The sequence below is a fragment of the Paenibacillus sp. Root444D2 genome, from assembly GCF_001426375.1.
GTDB lineage: Bacteria > Bacillota > Bacilli > Paenibacillales > NBRC-103111 > Paenibacillus_E.
In genome coordinates, this window is the sequence record NZ_LMEO01000052.1 from 22,007 (window position 1) to 40,219 (window position 18,213).

The window sequence follows — 18,213 nt, forward strand, 5'->3', positions numbered from 1 at the left end:
TACTCTACTCCTAAGTCATATGAAAGTTTTTATGTCACAATTCGACATCATCACCCTCTATTATTTCATCACTAAACCTTCCGATGCAATCTTTTTATTGAAGTTGGTATTACTTTGCAAAAATGGGTGAGAAACAACAAGAAAGACCTAACCTAGATTGGCTGGGTCCTTCTTGTTTTCCGATTTTACAACGCTCTGACAGCCGTGCCTGAACGGCGAATACGAACTGCCATTATGGCAGCAATCATACATACGAAGCCCGCCATAAGAAAAGGCAGCGAATAGCTGCCGAGCAAATCTCTCAGCAGACCCGCTTCATAGGCAGCAAAGGATGCCCCTAGCTGGTGAGCTACTACAATCCAACCAAAGACCATGCCAGCCTTCTCCTTGCCGAAAATATCCGATGCGATCTTCACGGTTGGCGGAACAGTTGCAATCCAATCCAAACCGTAGAAAACAGCAAAAACAAGAAGCTCTGTATAGCCTAAACCGAGCGCTTGCGGCAAAAAAATAAGTGAAATTCCGCGAAGCCCATAGTACCAAAACAGCAGCCAACGTCCGTCAAATCGGTCTGTCAACCAACCGGACATCGTCGTCCCGACCAGATCAAAGATGCCCATCAGCGCCAGCAATCCCGCTGCGGTTACTTCAGGAATACCAAAATCCCCACAGGCGGGAATAAGATGCGTACCAATTAACCCATTCGTAGAGAACCCGCAGAAAAAGAACGTCCCAGCTAGCAGCCAGAATGCTTTGTTCTTACTCGCATCTCGAAGTGTAAGCAGAGGGGTCATAAATAGGTTGCCTTTGAACTCAGCAGGTTTGACGACTTGATCAGACCCATAAGGAGCAGCACCTATGTCATAGGGATGATTCCGCATCCAGATCGCTACAACAGGGATTAACACCGCAATAACAGCGATCGCTGTATAAATGGCATAGCGCCAACCGACGTCCACCGTTATTTTAGCCAGAAGAGGTAGAAATAGCAGTTGCCCTGTCGCCGCGCTAGCTGTCAGAATGCCAACCACCACGCCTTTGTTCTTGGAGAACCATCGATTCGCGATCGTTACACCGAGCACGTTGGCAAGTGAACCCGTTCCAAGCCCCACAACGACCCCCCAAAGCAAATCAAACTGCCACAAAGCCGTGATCATAGGCGTCAGCGAAAGACTGGACGCGATGCAAATGAGAGAGATCAGCACCACCCGGCGGGTACCAAAACGCTCCATCAACGCAGCCGAGAAAGGCCCCATCAGACCATACAAGAAAATATTAATGGAGACAACCGAGGATACATCCGCGCGGCCCCATCCGAACTCTTTTTCAAAGGGAAGCATGAAGATGCTAGGCACCGAGCGTATACCTGCCGATACAATCAAGGTAAAGAAGGTCACCAGGACAACAATCCAGCCGTAATGCATTTTGGTGCGTTTTGCTAAAGTTCCCATTCTATTTACTCCCACTCCTCTGCCAAAATCCCATTAACCTCATGATCATGATAGGCGTTATAGCTGAACTCGGCCTGTCTAATTGTTCCTTCATGGCTTACTTCTAGTAGCTTTATTTCTAGTTCATCTCTTATTTTACACGCAAACATGATTGACCTCTGATCTAAGACTATGATTGGCAATTCCACGATTTTGTTCCTTGTTATATAATAATCCTAGAACAACTTGAACGAATGGAGAAATGAATATGGATATACATGAAATTCCCATGCATTTAATTGACGAGGATACGGATCAGCCCAGATATCAATTCGATGAAGAGGCGCTCCAAGAATTAATGAAAAGCATCGAGGAGATTGGCTTGCTTTCTCCGATTAAAGTGAGAACAACGGCTGACAACCGGTACAAAATTATTTACGGGAACCGAAGATATAAAGCTAGCAAAATGCTAGGACGCCCCACCATGTCCTGTATCGTATCGACCGTAACGGATGAGTTAGAGATTTATTTAGAACAGATTGCGGAGAATCTGACAAGGGAAGGCTTTTCCCCCATTGAGGAAGCCGAAGCCTTCCACAAACTTATGAATGATTCCAAATTCAGTTCCTCTATTAAATACCTTTCTAGCAAACTTGGCAAACCGGAAGCTTACATCAAAAACAAATGTGATTTGTTAAAGTTTGGAAACCCAATTAAGAAGCTGATCGTAAGCGGCACAGAAATACGAAAAGACAAGTTGACCGAAGATCAACTGCTGCCTATCAAAGATTTACCGATCGAGCACCGCGATCCGCTTGCTTTGATTATAGCCAGAGATGAAATGCCTGTCAGTGATGTCAAAAAGATTGCTCGCATGTTTAAAGATAAAGATATTTCAGAAAGCACCAAAGGGAAGCTTCTCTACAAAACAGGTCATGATCTGGTCGAAACTTGGTCCGTCTTCCAAAACAACCGAGCAGAACGAGCCAAGCCTGCAGCTGTAAAAGCTCCGACAAAAGTGGAGAAAGCGGAGAAATCCAAGGAAATAGTCTCGGAAAATAAAACAGAAATGCCGATACAAAGCGGGCTGCCTGCAGCTTCAATTATCCCAATTACTAGCCCAATTCAAGCTAAACTATTGCAAATGCTTAACGCATTTCCTGCAACTAGTGATTTTCAAGTTGAAGCCTTAGACGTCGATTCCCAAGATAAAGAACAATTTCTGAATGATCTCAATACCTTAGTCGGTAATTTGGAAAAGCATTTGGATGCGTGGAAAAAAGTTAGAGAACTTGCCGTTACCCACTAACATCCTAGTCCAGCAATTCAAGTACTTCAAGCTTCTTCGCATAGCAATGCCTTAGAAGACCGCCATACATCGGGCGAGTGAATTGAAGTGTGAAGCCTGCTGCTTGTAGGTTTTTCCGACTTATTCCATTGTCAGGATGCACGGTTGCGTAGAGGTATAACATACGTTGTTCCCGCGCTCGCTGTTCCCTCAAGGCATGAAAATGCCTCTGCAGCCCTTGTCCCCTGACTGATTCATGGACAATAGATCCTTCTAGAGAAGCAACTCTCGGCAGATCTGCTTCCGGCACTCCAAACTCTCGTCCGAGATTATTGGCACTTAGACCGGGAAATGCAATAACCGTATAAGCAACAAGCTTTTCGCCTTGAAAAGTGCCATACATCTCCCCCTTATCTTGGACATATTCGTAAAGTGCTTCCAAGCGGTCCATTGAATAAAGCGCGTCAGAAGGAAGACGTGACACCACGTCCATCATTAATGCTTGTACTTGCGGTATATCTTGTTGCCATAAACGCCTTATTTCCAAGTTATAATCCTCCTTGTGTGCTGCTGATCAGTAGGTTACCATGGGTTGCTGAAACCAAGTCTCATTTCGTCCGTCATTTTCATGAGCTTTAATTTCAATCCTGCATACCATGGTGGCGTATTGGATAGATCACTGTCCTCCAAAGCTGTTAAGATTCTTGAAAAGCTATAGAGCTTAGAAAACCTTAGGAACTTTGGAAAGTGTTCTATCATTTGTTTGTCTAATGGACATATCGCCGTATAGCCTCTCAGAAAGCATTCTACCTGATTGCTGGAATCCCTCTCTGTATGATCCAATACGTCAGCAAGAGCTGCAACAATATCCATCGCATACCAATGATACATTGCATCATCAAAATCAATAACATGAAATTGCGACTTACTTGCCTGCCAGAAAATGTTATCCTGTTGAAAATCATAATGAATGAGGCCATAATCATGCTTGGTTTGCTTTAAAGAATAAAGCCAAATCCTCAGGTTATCCAGCTCAATCAAAGCTTCTTTTTCATGTGAATGACGTTCTAATGCCGCTGCAATATGATCCAGTCCATCTCGCCAATCCTTACGCTTTAATTCTTTAGCAGGTTCATATACCTGTGACCATGCATGCAAGCAGCCAAGTGATTTCCCCCACGCCTCCATCTGCGAATCGTTCATTTGCTCACAATCTAAACTTTCCCCTTCCGCATCACTGAACACAACACCAATATATCCCCCTTCACTTGTCGTTACTCTTTCAACCAGCTTACCCTCGCTAGAATGTATAGGCACAATTGTAGGATAATGAGATGAGGCTAAGTATTTTATGAAATCAAGCTCAGCTTCTACTTGCTCCAGGGACTGTGCTCCTTCAAAAGAGAACCTCAAAAAGAATTTCTTACCTTTATTTTCAAATCGATATACGAAGTTGGAACTTGCCCGCCAAACTTTTAATGTTCCTTCCTCGTGCTCCCATAACCGCATGAATGCCTTTGCCACAAGATCATCGGTTAATCCAACGACCATCGTCCTTAGATTCATCATTTTATTCTACCTCTATTTTTGCAGCTGCTGCTAACTCGGGTTGTATGCGATGTTTCGTCGCCTGCTCAAACCCATAGGCAATTTTAATCAAGGTGGGTTCGCTAAATGCTGTTCCTACAAAGGTGATCCCTTGCGGTCCCTTCGTTGTGTACCCGCCTAGTGCAATAATCCCTGTTGCAGCATACCCTCCAGGTACAGTAATCGATGGGTAACCGGCTCTTGCCGCAAGATCTGCCCCACCCTCAGCCCCTAGAAATAAGAGTGCATCCAGGTGGTGCTCTTCTAATGCATAATCAATCCCCTGCTCACGCGACATCTCTTTATCTTTCTTTTTGCTGTCTAAATAGGTTTGTTCCGTTAGTGTCCCGCTCGTTTCCTCTGACCAAATTAAAGTTCCTTGCCCATATTTCAGTGCTTGATTTGCATGTGCATCATTGTAGGCAATGACATCAGCGAGAGAATGAACGGGAATCTCGCCAGACAACTGGGCTAAATAATCATTCAAGTCTTTCTTAAATTCATACCTCATGACATTGCCATCCCAAGGCGTCTGCTCGCACGGAAGCTCAACTGGATCAACGATTGTCGCACCATTTTGTTTCAAAACGGCGATAGCCGCCTCTACAATATCAAGCCGAGCCTTGTCTAATTCTTGATAATAAAATCTCGGGATCCCTATTCTAGCTTGCTGGAGATAATTGGCGTCTAAAAATGAGCTGTAGTCTTGGAAAGAACGCCCTTTACTCGCTAACGTCTCAACATCACGCTCATCTATGTTAGTCAAAGCGCCGAGCAAAATCGCTGCATCGCTGACCGTTCTTGCTATAGGCCCCGCTGTGTCCTGACTATGAGCAATGGGGATGATGCCCGTTCGGCTAACTAGTCCAATCGTTGGCTTAATGCCAACTAAGCTATTCTGACTAGAAGGGCTGATGATAGAGCCCGATGTTTCCGTTCCAATCGCTGCTGCTGTTAGATTCGCTGCCGTGGCCGCTGCTGAACCTGAGCTTGAACCGCCTACGAATAATTCGCCAGGGCCGTAAGGATTTAAAGTGAGACCACCTCTTGAGCTATAGCCCGCCCAAATATCACCTGACATGTAGCCTGCCCATTCGGTCATATTCGTTTTACCCAGCAGCACAGCTCCCGCCGCTCGAAGCTGTGCCGCCACGAAAGAATCGGCTGCCGCGAAGGATTCTGCTAATGCGATAGAACCGGCGCTAGTATGCATACGATCGTGTGTATCGATATTGTCCTTCAACAGAATAGGGATACCATGCAGGAATCCACGACTGCCCTTCACTATTCGTTCTTCATCTAAAGCTTTGGCTATGTTGATAGCGTCTGAATTTACTTCTAGAATGGTATTTAATATGGAGTCGTACTTTTCTATGCGAGTTAGATATATATGAACCAATTGTTCCGAAGTAACCCTACCTGTACTCATTGCATGCTGCATACTTGCTATATCTGCTTCTATGATCCATTTCTCCAACTCATTTTCCATTCGTCAATCTCCTTCTAGATATCAGTCTTATTAACACTGTTCTCTGTAGGGTATGAAGTTCCTGTATGTGTACGTTGGGGATTTTAGTTATAGTTATTTTTGATTAAATTGCTATCGCTTTACATTAGAAGGACAACTTGTACATGTGTAGTGTCGCACGCTTTGTTCATCGTATTGGGGATTGCTTCTGTTGATGATCGCTGCCGCTGGGGATTAGGTTGGTTTTCGAGTCTAACTCAGTCATTACCAAACTTAAGCTCGGAAAACAACTTCTCAGATTACCTATTACAACCTTAACATGGTTTTCGCTTACTTTAAGCTCAGCTGTAAGCATGTTTTTCATCGTTATGGAGGGTTTTCAAGCATTCCCCTTACTCAAACGATGAAATTTATCGTTTGAGACTTCACTTTTGTGGATGATGAGCACCTTTCTCGGATATAAGAATGTTTTTCATCGCTATAGAGGAATTTTCGAGCATTCACCTTACTCTAACGATGAATTTCATCGTTTCAGACTTCACTTTTGTGGATGATGAGCCCCATTCTCGGTTGTAAGCATGTTTTTCATCGCTATGGAGGTGTTTTCGAGCATTCACCTTACTCTAACGATGAATTTCATCGTTAGAGACTTCATTTTGTGGATGATGAGCACCTTTCTCGGATATAAGAATGTTTTTCATCGCTATGGAGGTGTTTTCGAGCATTCACCTTACTCTAACGATGAATTTCATCGTTAGAGACTTCATTTTTGTGGATAATGATCATCTTTCCCGGTTATAAGCATGTTTTTCATTGTTATGGACGTGTTTTCGAGCATTCCCATACTCTAACGATGAATTTCATCGTTTGAGACCAGTTGACCACGCCAACAGTCGTAGCGTGATCTGATACTTGCCCGTTAGGGCCAACGCTCATTATAAAATAAGCTAACCTTCTCCAGCCTTGGCTGTAAAAAAGTTAGCTTTCTTCTTCTCTGTGTTCTTATCTAGTACAACGGAAATTTTTCTCTCAAATCTTCCCTCTGAGTAACAAACGAATCCTCGCGAATGTAATGACAAACATAGGAACGTCGCCAACGGTCCTTGCTTCGATTCTTATTGGACGAATGGATGAGCAGCTCACTAAAGAATAGGATATCTCCTTTTTCCATCTCGACTGGGATCTGCTTGCTAAGGTCTGCGCCTTCTGTCTCGTCAGTCCATGATTCGTGCTCTTCAATATTTTTCACCGCGCCGTGAGGCAGCAGCCCAAGCTTGTGCGTGCCAGGGATGACCCAGAGGCATCCATTTTCGATATCGACAACTTCTTCCAAAGCGATCCAAGCAGCGATCATCGTCATGGGATCATTCTTAATGTAGTAGTAATCCTGATGCGAAGCTTGTCCCGGTGAACCTGGTTCCTTGTAAAAGTACATACTTTGCACACAGTTAGCCTCTTTGCCCATTAATTGAGCTAGTGCACCTCGGATGATGGGAAGCTTCATCATTTGGCGAGAAAAGCTGTCATGCTTATGCGGATTAAACAACCGCAGGGAGAATTTCTTGCTTTCTTCACAGGCTGCCCAATTCGGTATTTCCGCTTGGTTACGAATATCATAAATGTGTCCATTAAAGGCATCAATGAGATCGCTGCTGCAGCCTTTCTTAATAAGCAAATACCCATCTCTTTCGAACTGCTCATATTGCTCTTCCGTGATAGGTAACATACGATCTTTTTTCTTAACAAACATGGCAGCCATCCCCTCTCCTGTTTGTGAAAGTAATAGTCTTACCTTCATCATACTGCCGAGGTCACCACTCAACAATGGCTGGAATTATCACGTTTGTATCTGAAATTGATATAAGCAGTTCCATTTGCTAAGAGGCTACACTTGGGATAAATGTGGTAATACGCTTTATTTCCTCTGCTACTTCGATGAGCTGATCATGAAAATCATCTTTTTGCAAAATGGCAAGTTCCAGATAACTTGCAGCTTCATGTAAACGATTTGCGGAAATACTTCCGGCAACTCCGATAAGTGTGTGTATAGCCCTTTTGACAGCCTTCCAATCCTCATCAAGGATACTCTGCGTTAATTGCTCGGCAAAAGTTGTATAATTTTTCTTGAACAACTGAAGCATGACGATTAGAATACTTTCTTTTCCTTCTAGTCGGGCAAGTGCAGCTTGCCAATCTATCGCTTCAATATGCTTATAAAAATCGATTGCGTTCGTCTGACTAGCCTCTATGGAAGTAGATGGTTCTATCCATTTACTAATCACACTAAAGAGACGCTTTATATCCAAAGGCTTACTAATGACGTCATTCATGCCGTAACGGATATAATCTTCATGATCCTGTTTAACAACGTTGGCCGTCAGTCCGATGATGGGTATTTTCTTATAGTTGGGGATTTGACGAATGTGCGCTGTCGCTTCAACGCCATCCATGATCGGCATGTGAATATCCATCAAAATCAAGTCGTATTGGCCGATTTCGAGTTTTTCAATGGCTTCTTGGCCATTTTCCGCTACCGTGATCTCAAACCCATGCTCTATTAGAAACTCCAAGGCAACCTGCTGATTAATTTCGTTATCCTCCACGAGAAGAATTCGCCCTTTCTTGCTAGGGCTGGAGGACTTGGTCTGCAAAGGCCTGCCGCTTCTTGGAGATCGGTTATGCGGATTGAAGAGGGATTCCAACGTTTGATATAGATCTAGACGGCAAATCGGTTTAACCATGACGGCATCAGGTCTCGCGCTTATTGGAAGTTTCAGCATTTCTTCTTTGCCAAGCGGCGAAGTTAAGCATACAACAAGCGTCCGATCTCTTTGGATCGACTCAATAAATGTGTTCCATGTATCTATGCCATACATATCTTCAATTTCCATATCAAGCAGGATACAATCGTACTTGTCGTCATCGGTTCCTAACGTCTTCATCTGTTCAAACATAGCTTTCCAGGAAGGCACTTCCGAAACGATTAAGGCGAACGACTCCAAAGTGTCCCGTAAGCTGCTGCGCATCAGGGGATGATCTTCGACCAGCAAAACTTGATACGCCATATGATCTTTCGTTAAATCCCATTCATCTGGATCAGCGAGTTCTATGACTTGAAAAGGCAGTGTAAATTTAAATCTGCTTCCTTTACCCTCTACACTCTCAGCTGCTAAAGACCCGCCCATAAGCCCAATCAAATGCTGGCTGATCGTAAGTCCCAGTCCAGTTCCCCCATATTCACGGCTTATAGATCCATCTGCCTGAGAAAAAGGATCAAAAATAAAGGCTAAACGATCTGGAGATATACCTATTCCACTATCCTCTACGGTAAAGCTAAGCATGATTTCTTCTTTGGACGTGTGTGGTTCCAACTCAATTTGGAGCATCACATAGCCCTCTGAAGTAAATTTGATCGCATTGCTGCAAAGATTAAGCAGTACTTGCTTCAGTCTCAGCGGATCCCCGAGAATATGGTTGGGTAGTTCAGCGGCTGTATTAAAAATAAGCTCGATTTGGCGACTATCGGATAAGACACTCAGAATACTGGCGAGATCCTTGAGAAGCTCATCTAACTGAAAGCCGGTACGTTCAACTTCGAGTTTTCCCGCTTCTACTTTGGAAAGGTCAAGAACATCATTAATAATGCCAAGCAGTGTATGGGATGAAGATGTTATTTTATGTAGATAATCCTTTTGATGGTCGGAGAGTAAGGTTTTCCCGAGAAGTTGAGAAAGGCCAATGATACCGTTCAAGGGAGTTCTAATTTCGTGGCTCATTTTGGCAATAAATTGACTTTTGGCTTGGTTCGCTTGATCGGCGGCATGCCGCATGGTTACTTCTGTGAAATCGTGCACCGTTCCAACAATACCTTCCAATTCGCCACTCGCATCATGGCAGACCGAAAGCGTGACACAATAATCTCGAAGAACACCCGTAGAGGACGGAATGCTCATTTCAAAACGTACATTACCACCATTCAGAATAACTTCTTGGAAATGAGAATCCCAACGAATTTGCTCCGCTTCCGGGAGAAATTCGGTTATTTTTTTGCCTAACATGTCCGCAGCTGTCGCATGGGTCATTAGGGAAACAATTTGATTCACAGAGGTAATCTCGCCTTCCTTCGTGAACCCAAGAATTCCTTCCTGTGAATTCTCAACGAGGATACGATAACGTGCTTCACTCTCCTGAATACGCCGCTCTGCTGCTGTTCTCTCTGTAATATCTGTCGTAGAGCCGATGATCTCCACCACCTGCTCACCTTCAAATATAGGCTGTAAAGTTGTAAAGGCGATCTTGCCCATTATTTGATTCTCAAAAGCAACTTTGTTCCCTTTCCACGCTTCTTCGAATTTCCCAACTATAAAGGTTGTGAATTCAGTAGTAAAACCTTTGATGGATTGCATATTTCTACCTAATAAATCTTGTGGATGTAGTCCGAGATTTCGTAACAACCGGCCATCAACCATCGAATAAATGAATTGATTATGAATTTTCTTAAGTTTAAATGTAATGCCGGGCTGCAGCCGAAGAATATCCATTAGCTCTTGTTGGATATGACTTACTTGACTCCTTAGCTCCTCTGCCTTTAAGAAATAGCGGATTAGCGCTGCTGCGAATAAGCCCCCTCCCAAATGCAGAAGTAAAGCTGGAATGACTAGCTGGGCAACAGGAATATGATAGATGAGTACCATATCAACGAACAAAACGCTGATAGGACACATAATTAAAAATGTCCATTTTCTCCAATAACCTTGAACGAAATGATTGGTTAGTGCGGTTCCAGCAAATATGAGCAGACCCAATGTTGTGATTCGAAAGAAAACAGAAGGATCTATCATCGTCCTGCCAATAATCATAATCATCGTGGCAATAAAACCAGAAATTCCTCCACCAATGAATGTAGCCATCAGAATGGCAATCGCTTTTAAATCCAATATATGTCTTGCAGTAACATGTACGCCAAGAAAAGTCAGAATGACGCCATAGATCCCATGCATCAGACCTGCTATTAGGCGATATTTCCATCTTGATGCGGCTTTTAATCTAGGAGAATAGAAAATCTCGATAGACAAGAAAATAAAAACAGCCAGTATCGAGAAATTGTTCAGTAGATCTTTGAGCACTGCTATTCACCTCATCGCATAATTACACACCTTAAATAGCTGAAAGATGCACAAATTTATAACCAACACCCCAGACGGTTTTAATATACTGAGGTTCCTTTGGATTCTGTTCTATTTTTCTACGGAGATTCGTAATATGTACATCAATCGCGCGATCATTCACAATTTCGCCCATCCGATATAAAGTATCTATAAGCTCATCGCGTCTAAACACTCTGCCAGGATAGTGAATAAAACGTTTCATAATTTCAAATTCCGAATTGGTAATATCAATCTTTTGATCTTTGATCACAATCAACCTGCGCTCTACATCCAGAGTAAAGTCAGCATATTGTGACTCACACTCTGTCCCTTCCGAACCACCGGCAACAGGAACCTGTATGTCCGACATGCGTAGCGAGGCTTTGATGCGCGCTTTTAACTCCTGCATGCTAAACGGCTTACAAAGATAGTCATCAGCCCCAATATTAAAGGCCTCTACCTTCTCCTTAATGTTTGTTTTCGTGGATATCACAATAATTGGAACCGAACTTAGTTCCCTAATGGCCCCGCATAGCTCTAACCCCTCATAATCTGGCAAAACGAGATCCAATAAAATCACATCAGGTTGAAAATGAACGATTTCCCTTAATCCGTCATGTCCATTTACCGATTGCTTCACTTCGAATTGATCTTCCGAAAGATACATGCTTATCATTTGGCCTATAATGATGTCGTCTTCGATAATAAGCACCTTAATCACTAAAATCCCTCCTTTATACCTATTTCGTTTCTTACATCTATTATAATATGTCGAATTATGGCAGGTCTACACTATTTTTTACCAGAAATATGAAATAACAAAAACGCCACTGAACCGACAGTCGCTGTCATGGCGTTTGGATCATGCTTATGTATGTGCAATTCGATTGCATGCAAATCTATCAAAAATCTCGGGCACCTCGCTTGCTTCCACTGGGCGGCTGAATAAGTATCCCTGTACGGTGTCACAATTAAATTCCTGTAGAATCTTTAAATCGTCTTCGTTTTCTACCCCTTCTGCAATCACAACTAGCTTTAGGTTACGTGCTAGCGCAATGATCGTATTTACAATGGCTGCATTGGTAGGATTAACCGAGATATCCTTCACAAAGGATTGGTCGATTTTCAAATGATGAATCGGAAATTCTTTCAAATAGCTGAGCGAGCTGTAACCCGTTCCAAAGTCATCCATTGCAATCTTCAGACCCATGTTTCTGAAACTATTTAAAGTCGTTAAGGCAACTTGAACGTCCATCGTCATGCTTTCCGTTATCTCTAATTCTAGATATTGCGGTTCGAGCCCTGTCTCTTGCAGTATACTGTTAATCTGTTCTTTGAGAGACTGATCATAGAACTGTTTTGAAGACAAGTTGACAGCCATTGAAACCTTGGGAAAACCTAACTCCTGCCAGCTCTTATTCTGGCTGCATGCTTCGTTAAGGACCCATTTTCCAATCGGATAGATTAATCCCGTTTCCTCTGCGATAGGAATAAATTCTAACGGAGATACGCGCCCCAGTTCAGGGCTTTCCCACCGAATTAAACTTTCAAATCCAACGATCTGATTCACTAATAAATTGACTTGCGGTTGGTACACCAAAATAAACTCATTTTTCTCTAATGCTTTTCGCAAATGCTTTTCAATCTTAATTCTACGTTCTATTTTCGCATAAATTTGGGAATTAAAATATTGAACTTGATTCCCGCCTAGTTCCTTAGCGTATTCCATAGCAATATCTGCAAAGCGAATCAAATTGTCAGGGTCAATATCATCTTGTGGATACTGGCTTATCCCAATTGAAGGTGACATATATATTTCATGATCTTGGATGCGAATGGGCTGATTGATAGTCTGAACAATGGTATGTGCGAACCCTTCAAGTTCTTCTAACGAATGGTGCTTAACCAAACCGATAAATTCATCACTGCCCACTCTGAAAACAGAAACATCTTTGATCAAGGTGCTGTTCTTCAATCTGCGGGCCATAACTTGAAGAATTCTGTCTCCTGTATCATGACCTAACGTTTCATTGGCCAGTTTGAAGTGATCCAAATTCACGAATACAACGGCAAAACGTTCCTGCTGCGCAATGGCGTCCTCGATCCATTTACTTAACCCATGTCGATTGGGAAGGCCTGTCAGAGGGTCATGATGGATTAAATAGCGGATGCGTTCCTCCATGCTTCGCGACTCCGTAATATCTACTGTTAGCGAAATGACTTCTGTCATTACACCATCTCGTTTGATCGGACGAAGAACGGTTAAGTAATAATAACCATGCCATTCAGTTTCGAAATCAATAACTTCTTCATTGTCCCATGCCGCTTGATAGTAAGGAGCCATGAAGTCGGCCTTATCTTTCGGGAAAATCGTAAACAAATCCTTACCTACCGCGTTATTCTCTTTGATACCAAGCCGGTTGAATAGTGAACCCTGCCACGTTGTATAGATAAATTTATTATCCTCTAGATGAAATTTAACGAGAAGTCCATTCTGTTGTTTAATTTGATCCTGCAGCTCAGCGTGAAAATGGAGCATATCCTCTTCCATTTTCAGTAGAAATGTAAGCATTTCCAAGTGAATTTTGATCGACTGCTCTTTCCCCAGCATACTCGTCTCATTCCGTAGGAACAGTTTCTTCCTCATTGCGGTTTTACACCGTAATAGAAATTCTTCTTCCAACAGCGCGTTCTGTGTTCTTTGGAATAATGTCTCCTTCTTGAAAAAATCCAAAGCCCCTAGCTCCAGAGCATGCAAGGCAACATTTGAACATTCTTCCGTGCAGCTGCTCAGCATAATTACCGGCACAGGATGGAAGGTCATAATTTGACGCAAAGCGGCTAGTCCATCGAGCTCGGGCATTTCTACATCCAGTGTTACTAGGTCTGGTTGCAGCTCAACAATTTTATCAAGCGCATTGGCACCATTAACAGCGAATCCTACCACTGAAAAATGTTCATCTTGTTCAAAAAGATTCGCAATCCTATTTCTCATTTCGTTGGAATCATCAACGATTAACACCCGGTATTTCCTCATACTTATCACCTAAATTCTTATGAATTCGTCTAGACTCACATCTGAATCGCAGAGAAAACAAGATCAACGATTTCCCCTCGTGCTTGATTTACATAACCTAAAGTTGTCTGCTGCAGGCTTTCTATAGAAACACAAGAGGTTAAAAGAATCTTATCCGAGAACAAATACAAGGACAGCTCATAGGATGACGAAACATTTTTGACTACTTCACCAATATTCGTCCTTTTGTATTTTTCAGGAAGCTCAATCGTATACACTAAATACAAAGGTTCGTCCGGAAATTGAGTCATTTGAAAAATTTCTTTAAAAGAAGAATTCGCATACGAATTCCAACGAAATCCAAATCTATAGTTACGATTCTCTTCCCAATTGGGCTCGAACTGAGAAATTAATTCGAGAAACTGCTGGCGGTAAAAATGTATCAGGTTCATAGGTGGCCCCTCGCAATTCCTGAAAATGTTAGCTATTATTTCTGTACATCCATCATACTTTGTAATTGTTGTTAAACATCTATTTAAAATTTTAGCTAAACATTATTTTTCCTAATAGTTCGCTAACGAATCTAACACTTTAACTCTTCAGAAAAAAGCGAAAAGACCAAGCTCTGACCTCACTTGGGTCATAAACTCGGCCTTTATCTTATAGTTGTTACATATTCTGTCAGACATGCTTGCAATTCATGGCAACCGTTACAGTGAGCGCTGCTAGATAAAAGGCTAGAGGCGATTTTTTGCGCCTTACAAGTCCTTTTTTCACGTCATATCCCTCCTTACAATTGGAAATATCTTGATGAAGATTATTAACCAATTGTAAGGAAATCGCAACACAACTTTGTTTATGCGTTCGTCTGCAGTTTGACCCACATCGACTTATTTCGGAATTCTTCCTCCGCTCCTAACTCTCTCCCAAACCAAGAAGGTACTACAAAGAGCCGCGCAGCTTCAACATCAGGAAATTCGACTTCGACAACCAGGAGATCCACTTGTTTATATTCATCAATTTCAAAATGGAGTCCCTGAACATCAACCGTGGTGCGAATCTTCTCCAATGGGATCAACCCCGTACGTTCAAGAAGCTGCTTATATATAGGCTCCGATATGTTGTATTCAATCTCTTCCCGAACCATGCCATGCCCCGATTTGAACGTATGTGTAAAATGCGACAATCCAGAACGATCTACCAGCTGGCGCACTCTGATTTCTTGATCCTCCGAGAAGGCCAGATAGGTTTGATAGATGTACTGCTTTGAAATTAGCGTGATTTCATTATTGTCCAGTTCAGCCGCAGGGAACGCGGGTAATAGGAACTTTCTTTCAATTTCGGCACTCATTAGTGTGACCCCTCTCAAATAAATCATGTTCTTTTCACCATTTTACCACGCTATCATGAAAAAAACTCCCAAAAGGGAGCTCCCCCTTCCATCCTTCTCATCGATTGGACTTGTTCAAAGTTCGGAACCGTGCCGGAGATACCTCATTCCAAGCCCGAAACATTTTACCAAAATGAAATTCATCAGCAAATCCACATGCAGCCGCAATGGCTTTCATTGGTTCTTCCGTCAGCAGTAGCAGCGTTTTGGCTTTCTCATTGCGAATCCTGTTCAAGTACTCTTTGGGTGAAATGCCTACTTGCTGCATGAACATTTTGCGCAACTGAGAGACGGAGATATGGAATGTTCGCGCGAGTTCTTCCATCCTCAAGGGCCGATTATAGCAGGTTTCGATCCAATACTTCGCTTGCTGAAATGCTTTCATATACGGGTCCGTTGACGTGTTTGTATCCCTCATGAAATGGATCAATCGTGAAAGAATATATTGGAATTCAGCCTGTCCTTCGTGCGGGTCCGGACTCTGTATGGACCCTATCTGCTTGAACTGCTCTTGAATCCAGACCGCTTGCTCCGGAGAATACAACTTGTTAAAAGGCAATTGAAGGGAGTCCAAATGAACCGGCTGCTGCCAGGTTTGATTCTCATAGGGGATGTCGAAAGCATCAAACAGAAGCATACGAATATAGAGCGGTTTATCCACAGATGATGTCATGGTCATCGTAAAACCCGGCTTTAAATAGAGGAGCATACCCGAATGTACCTTTAGCAGCTCTTCGTCAAGCGAATGTGTAAATTCTCCTTCTCCACTCATAATCCAGTAAAGAGAATGAACATCTGTTGTATTCCGAATATCTTTCCAGCCTGGAACAGGAAGCTTCTCATAGGTCAATCGAAGATGATACATTCGGTGCTCATTGGTTTCCATTCATTCACCACCTTCGAAGCGATTTTGACAAATACTAAAGTTCTTTATCCATAGAAAATAACCTTTCTTCCATGATACGCTTTACTAAACATACATGAAAGGGGCTTTTACCTTTGATACGTACTTTTCAACAACACTCCCTGCGCCATACCCGACTTCTTGATGGATTATGGGACTTCATAACGGACCCAGGAAATGTAGGGATAACAGAACAATGGCATGCCAAGTTCCCTTCCGGCTCTCGAAAGCTTGTGGTTCCTTCTTGCTGGAATAACGAATTAGGTCATTACGATTATATCGGTGCTGCGTGGTACCGCACGTATTTCGATACCACACAAGAAGCCAATATCGGGCTATGCTTTGAGGGAATTCTCCACCATGCTGATGTCTATGTTGACGGTCATCACCTCGGTTACCACTTTGGCGGCTACACCCAGTTCTCCATGATAATCCCTCATTTAGCGCAAGGGAAACATGAATTAATCATTCGTGTTGATAGTACCCTGGACTGGCAGACACTGCCCACAGATATCGCAGATTGGTACTCTTATGGCGGAATTATTCGTTCTGTGGAGCTTCAGGAGCTGCCCGATGTTTATATTGAATCCTTGAAAATTGATTATCAACTTGAGGGCGACTCAGCAGATATCCAGCTGCAAGTAAGGTTAAACTCCTTAAGCTCGGTTGATCGTCAAATAGTTGTTAGCGCCTCTACAGAAGGACTAGCTATCTCAGATTCAACCATTCATATCGCGGCGGGCCAATCTTCACAGCTTTCTCTCCGAGGAAGCCTCGAAAACATCCGCAAATGGGATGTTGGGCATCCCGAATTATATATGTTCACGGTCCGAGCAGGAGAAGATGATCTTATCGATCGTACAGGATTCCGAACCATTGAAGTAAATAACGGTCAAATCCTCCTTAATGGCAAAGAGCTGTATTTGCAGGGAGTGAATCGGCACGAAGAGCATCCCGAATGGGGATTTGCTTTTCCACCTAAGCTCATGCTGAAGGATTTGGATATATTGACCGATATGGGCTGCAACATCGTTCGCGGTTCACACTATCCACAAAGCCAATTCTGGATCGATTTGCTTGATGAGCATGGATTGCTCCTGTGGAGCGAGATCCCCATGTGGGGCTGTTTTATGAGCAAAGAAACGCTGGCTAGTCCCCTATTCGCAGAACGCGGCTTGCAAATGTTAGACGAAATGATAAGCCGTGATTATCATCATCCTTCGATCATTTTCTGGGGGGCTCATAACGAAATTGATACACGCACAGATGAAGCGCTGGAGCTTACTAAGAAATTCGTTAGCAAAATACGCAGCATGGATACCAGCCGCCTAGTTACATACGCCACTATGCATCCTGAAGAAGACATTGTACTCTCCTATTTCGATGTCATCGGAATCAATAAATATTACGGTTGGTACCAAGGTAACGTGAACGGATTCCGCGACATGCTTCAGCAGTATTATCAACATGCAGAATCACAAGGTGCCAGTGATAAGCCCGTCATCATGAGCGAGTTTGGCGCTGCGGGCATCTTCGGAGATGCTGGCTGGGAGCCTCGCCTGTTCAGTGAGGATTATCAAGCTGATGTTGTGCAGCAGGCTTTACAGATCTTCCGCGAGGATCCTCGCATCGTCGGCACACTGATCTGGCACTTCGCCGACATTCGCGTCGATGTGCGCAGTGACCGTCCTTACTTCCGTGACCGGGCGCGGAGTTTTAACAACAAGGGGCTGCTTAATGAGTATCGCAAGCCTAAGCTGGCTTACCGATTGGTTAAGGAGATTTATCGATCCAAACGTTAAAGGAAAGAGACCTAGTAGATGGGGGCTAGGTCTCTTTTTGACCACATAAGAAAGTATAAGTTTTCGGTTCCCAAAAACCGCTTTCTTATTGGCGATAAAACCTAATATAGGGATCTTTGGTCGTAGACCAAAGTCTCTCCGCTTATAGGGATCTTTGGTCGTAGACCAAAGTCTCTCCGCT

13 protein-coding genes are annotated in these 18,213 nt (G+C 43.2%); 2 read left to right on the plus strand and 11 right to left on the minus strand.

What is annotated here, in order from left to right; genetic code table 11:
- Window positions 1-185: 185 nt before the first annotated feature.
- Window positions 186-1,451 carry an MFS transporter gene (locus ASD40_RS33580; RefSeq protein ID WP_057307500.1) on the minus strand — a complete coding sequence of 422 codons (1,266 nt, stop codon included), beginning with the start codon at window positions 1,449-1,451 and terminating at the stop codon, window positions 186-188.
- 247 nt (window positions 1,452-1,698) lie between these two features.
- Between ASD40_RS33580 and ASD40_RS33585 the strand changes: the two genes are divergently transcribed.
- Entirely contained in the window at window positions 1,699-2,739 is a 1,041-nt protein-coding gene (locus tag ASD40_RS33585) for a ParB/RepB/Spo0J family partition protein (RefSeq protein ID WP_057307501.1), read from the plus strand.
- Between the two features lie 4 nt (window positions 2,740-2,743).
- On the opposite strand, the gene ASD40_RS33590 is transcribed toward ASD40_RS33585, so the two are convergent.
- From ASD40_RS33590 to ASD40_RS33635, 10 genes are all read right to left on the minus strand, one after another.
- A complete protein-coding gene (locus ASD40_RS33590) occupies window positions 2,744-3,265 on the minus strand; it encodes a GNAT family N-acetyltransferase (protein ID WP_057307502.1) in 522 nt (173 codons plus the stop codon).
- 35 nt (window positions 3,266-3,300) lie between these two features.
- On the minus strand, window positions 3,301-4,287 hold the full coding sequence (locus tag ASD40_RS33595) for a phosphotransferase enzyme family protein (RefSeq protein WP_057307503.1): 987 nt from the start codon (window positions 4,285-4,287) through the stop codon (window positions 3,301-3,303).
- Window position 4,288: 1 nt separating this feature from the next.
- Window positions 4,289-5,794, minus strand: coding sequence for an amidase family protein (locus ASD40_RS33600; RefSeq protein WP_057307504.1), 1,506 nt, complete (start codon window positions 5,792-5,794; stop codon window positions 4,289-4,291).
- A 985-nt stretch (window positions 5,795-6,779) separates the two neighbouring features.
- On the minus strand, window positions 6,780-7,523 hold the full coding sequence (locus tag ASD40_RS33605) for a phytanoyl-CoA dioxygenase family protein (RefSeq protein ID WP_057307730.1): 744 nt from the start codon (window positions 7,521-7,523) through the stop codon (window positions 6,780-6,782).
- Window positions 7,524-7,650: 127 nt separating this feature from the next.
- A complete protein-coding gene (locus tag ASD40_RS33610; protein WP_057307505.1) occupies window positions 7,651-10,899 on the minus strand; it encodes a response regulator in 3,249 nt (1,082 codons plus the stop codon).
- Between the two features lie 31 nt (window positions 10,900-10,930).
- Window positions 10,931-11,641: a response regulator transcription factor gene (locus ASD40_RS33615; protein WP_057307506.1), complete on the minus strand. Its 711-nt coding sequence runs from the start codon at window positions 11,639-11,641 to the stop codon at window positions 10,931-10,933.
- A gap of 147 nt (window positions 11,642-11,788) precedes the next feature.
- Window positions 11,789-13,957, minus strand: a complete 2,169-nt coding sequence (locus ASD40_RS33620; RefSeq protein ID WP_082562630.1) for an EAL domain-containing protein — start codon at window positions 13,955-13,957, stop codon at window positions 11,789-11,791.
- 35 nt (window positions 13,958-13,992) lie between these two features.
- On the minus strand, window positions 13,993-14,388 hold the full coding sequence (locus tag ASD40_RS33625; RefSeq protein ID WP_057307508.1) for a hypothetical protein: 396 nt from the start codon (window positions 14,386-14,388) through the stop codon (window positions 13,993-13,995).
- A 404-nt stretch (window positions 14,389-14,792) separates the two neighbouring features.
- Window positions 14,793-15,287, minus strand: coding sequence for a CYTH domain-containing protein (locus ASD40_RS33630; RefSeq protein WP_057307509.1), 495 nt, complete (start codon window positions 15,285-15,287; stop codon window positions 14,793-14,795).
- A 97-nt stretch (window positions 15,288-15,384) separates the two neighbouring features.
- Window positions 15,385-16,212, minus strand: a complete 828-nt coding sequence (locus ASD40_RS33635; RefSeq protein WP_057307510.1) for an AraC family transcriptional regulator — start codon at window positions 16,210-16,212, stop codon at window positions 15,385-15,387.
- A 113-nt stretch (window positions 16,213-16,325) separates the two neighbouring features.
- Between ASD40_RS33635 and ASD40_RS33640 the strand changes: the two genes are divergently transcribed.
- On the plus strand, window positions 16,326-18,032 hold the full coding sequence (locus ASD40_RS33640; RefSeq protein WP_057307511.1) for a glycoside hydrolase family 2 protein: 1,707 nt from the start codon (window positions 16,326-16,328) through the stop codon (window positions 18,030-18,032).
- Window positions 18,033-18,213 lie beyond the last annotated feature (181 nt).

Bases quoted from the DNA above. Each gene is read 5' to 3' on its own strand.
- ASD40_RS33580 (WP_057307500.1), bottom strand. From the start codon at position 1,451: ATGGGAACTTTAGCAAAACGCACCAAAATGCATTACGGCTGGATTGTT.
- ASD40_RS33585 (WP_057307501.1), top strand. From the start codon at position 1,699: ATGGATATACATGAAATTCCCATGCATTTAATTGACGAGGATACGGAT.
- ASD40_RS33595 (WP_057307503.1), bottom strand. From the start codon at position 4,287: ATGATGAATCTAAGGACGATGGTCGTTGGATTAACCGATGATCTTGTG.
- ASD40_RS33600 (WP_057307504.1), bottom strand. From the start codon at position 5,794: ATGGAAAATGAGTTGGAGAAATGGATCATAGAAGCAGATATAGCAAGT.
- ASD40_RS33605 (WP_057307730.1), bottom strand. From the start codon at position 7,523: ATGTTTGTTAAGAAAAAAGATCGTATGTTACCTATCACGGAAGAGCAA.
- ASD40_RS33620 (WP_082562630.1), bottom strand. From the start codon at position 13,957: ATGAGGAAATACCGGGTGTTAATCGTTGATGATTCCAACGAAATGAGA.
- ASD40_RS33625 (WP_057307508.1), bottom strand. From the start codon at position 14,388: ATGAACCTGATACATTTTTACCGCCAGCAGTTTCTCGAATTAATTTCT.
- ASD40_RS33630 (WP_057307509.1), bottom strand. From the start codon at position 15,287: ATGAGTGCCGAAATTGAAAGAAAGTTCCTATTACCCGCGTTCCCTGCG.
- ASD40_RS33635 (WP_057307510.1), bottom strand. From the start codon at position 16,212: ATGGAAACCAATGAGCACCGAATGTATCATCTTCGATTGACCTATGAG.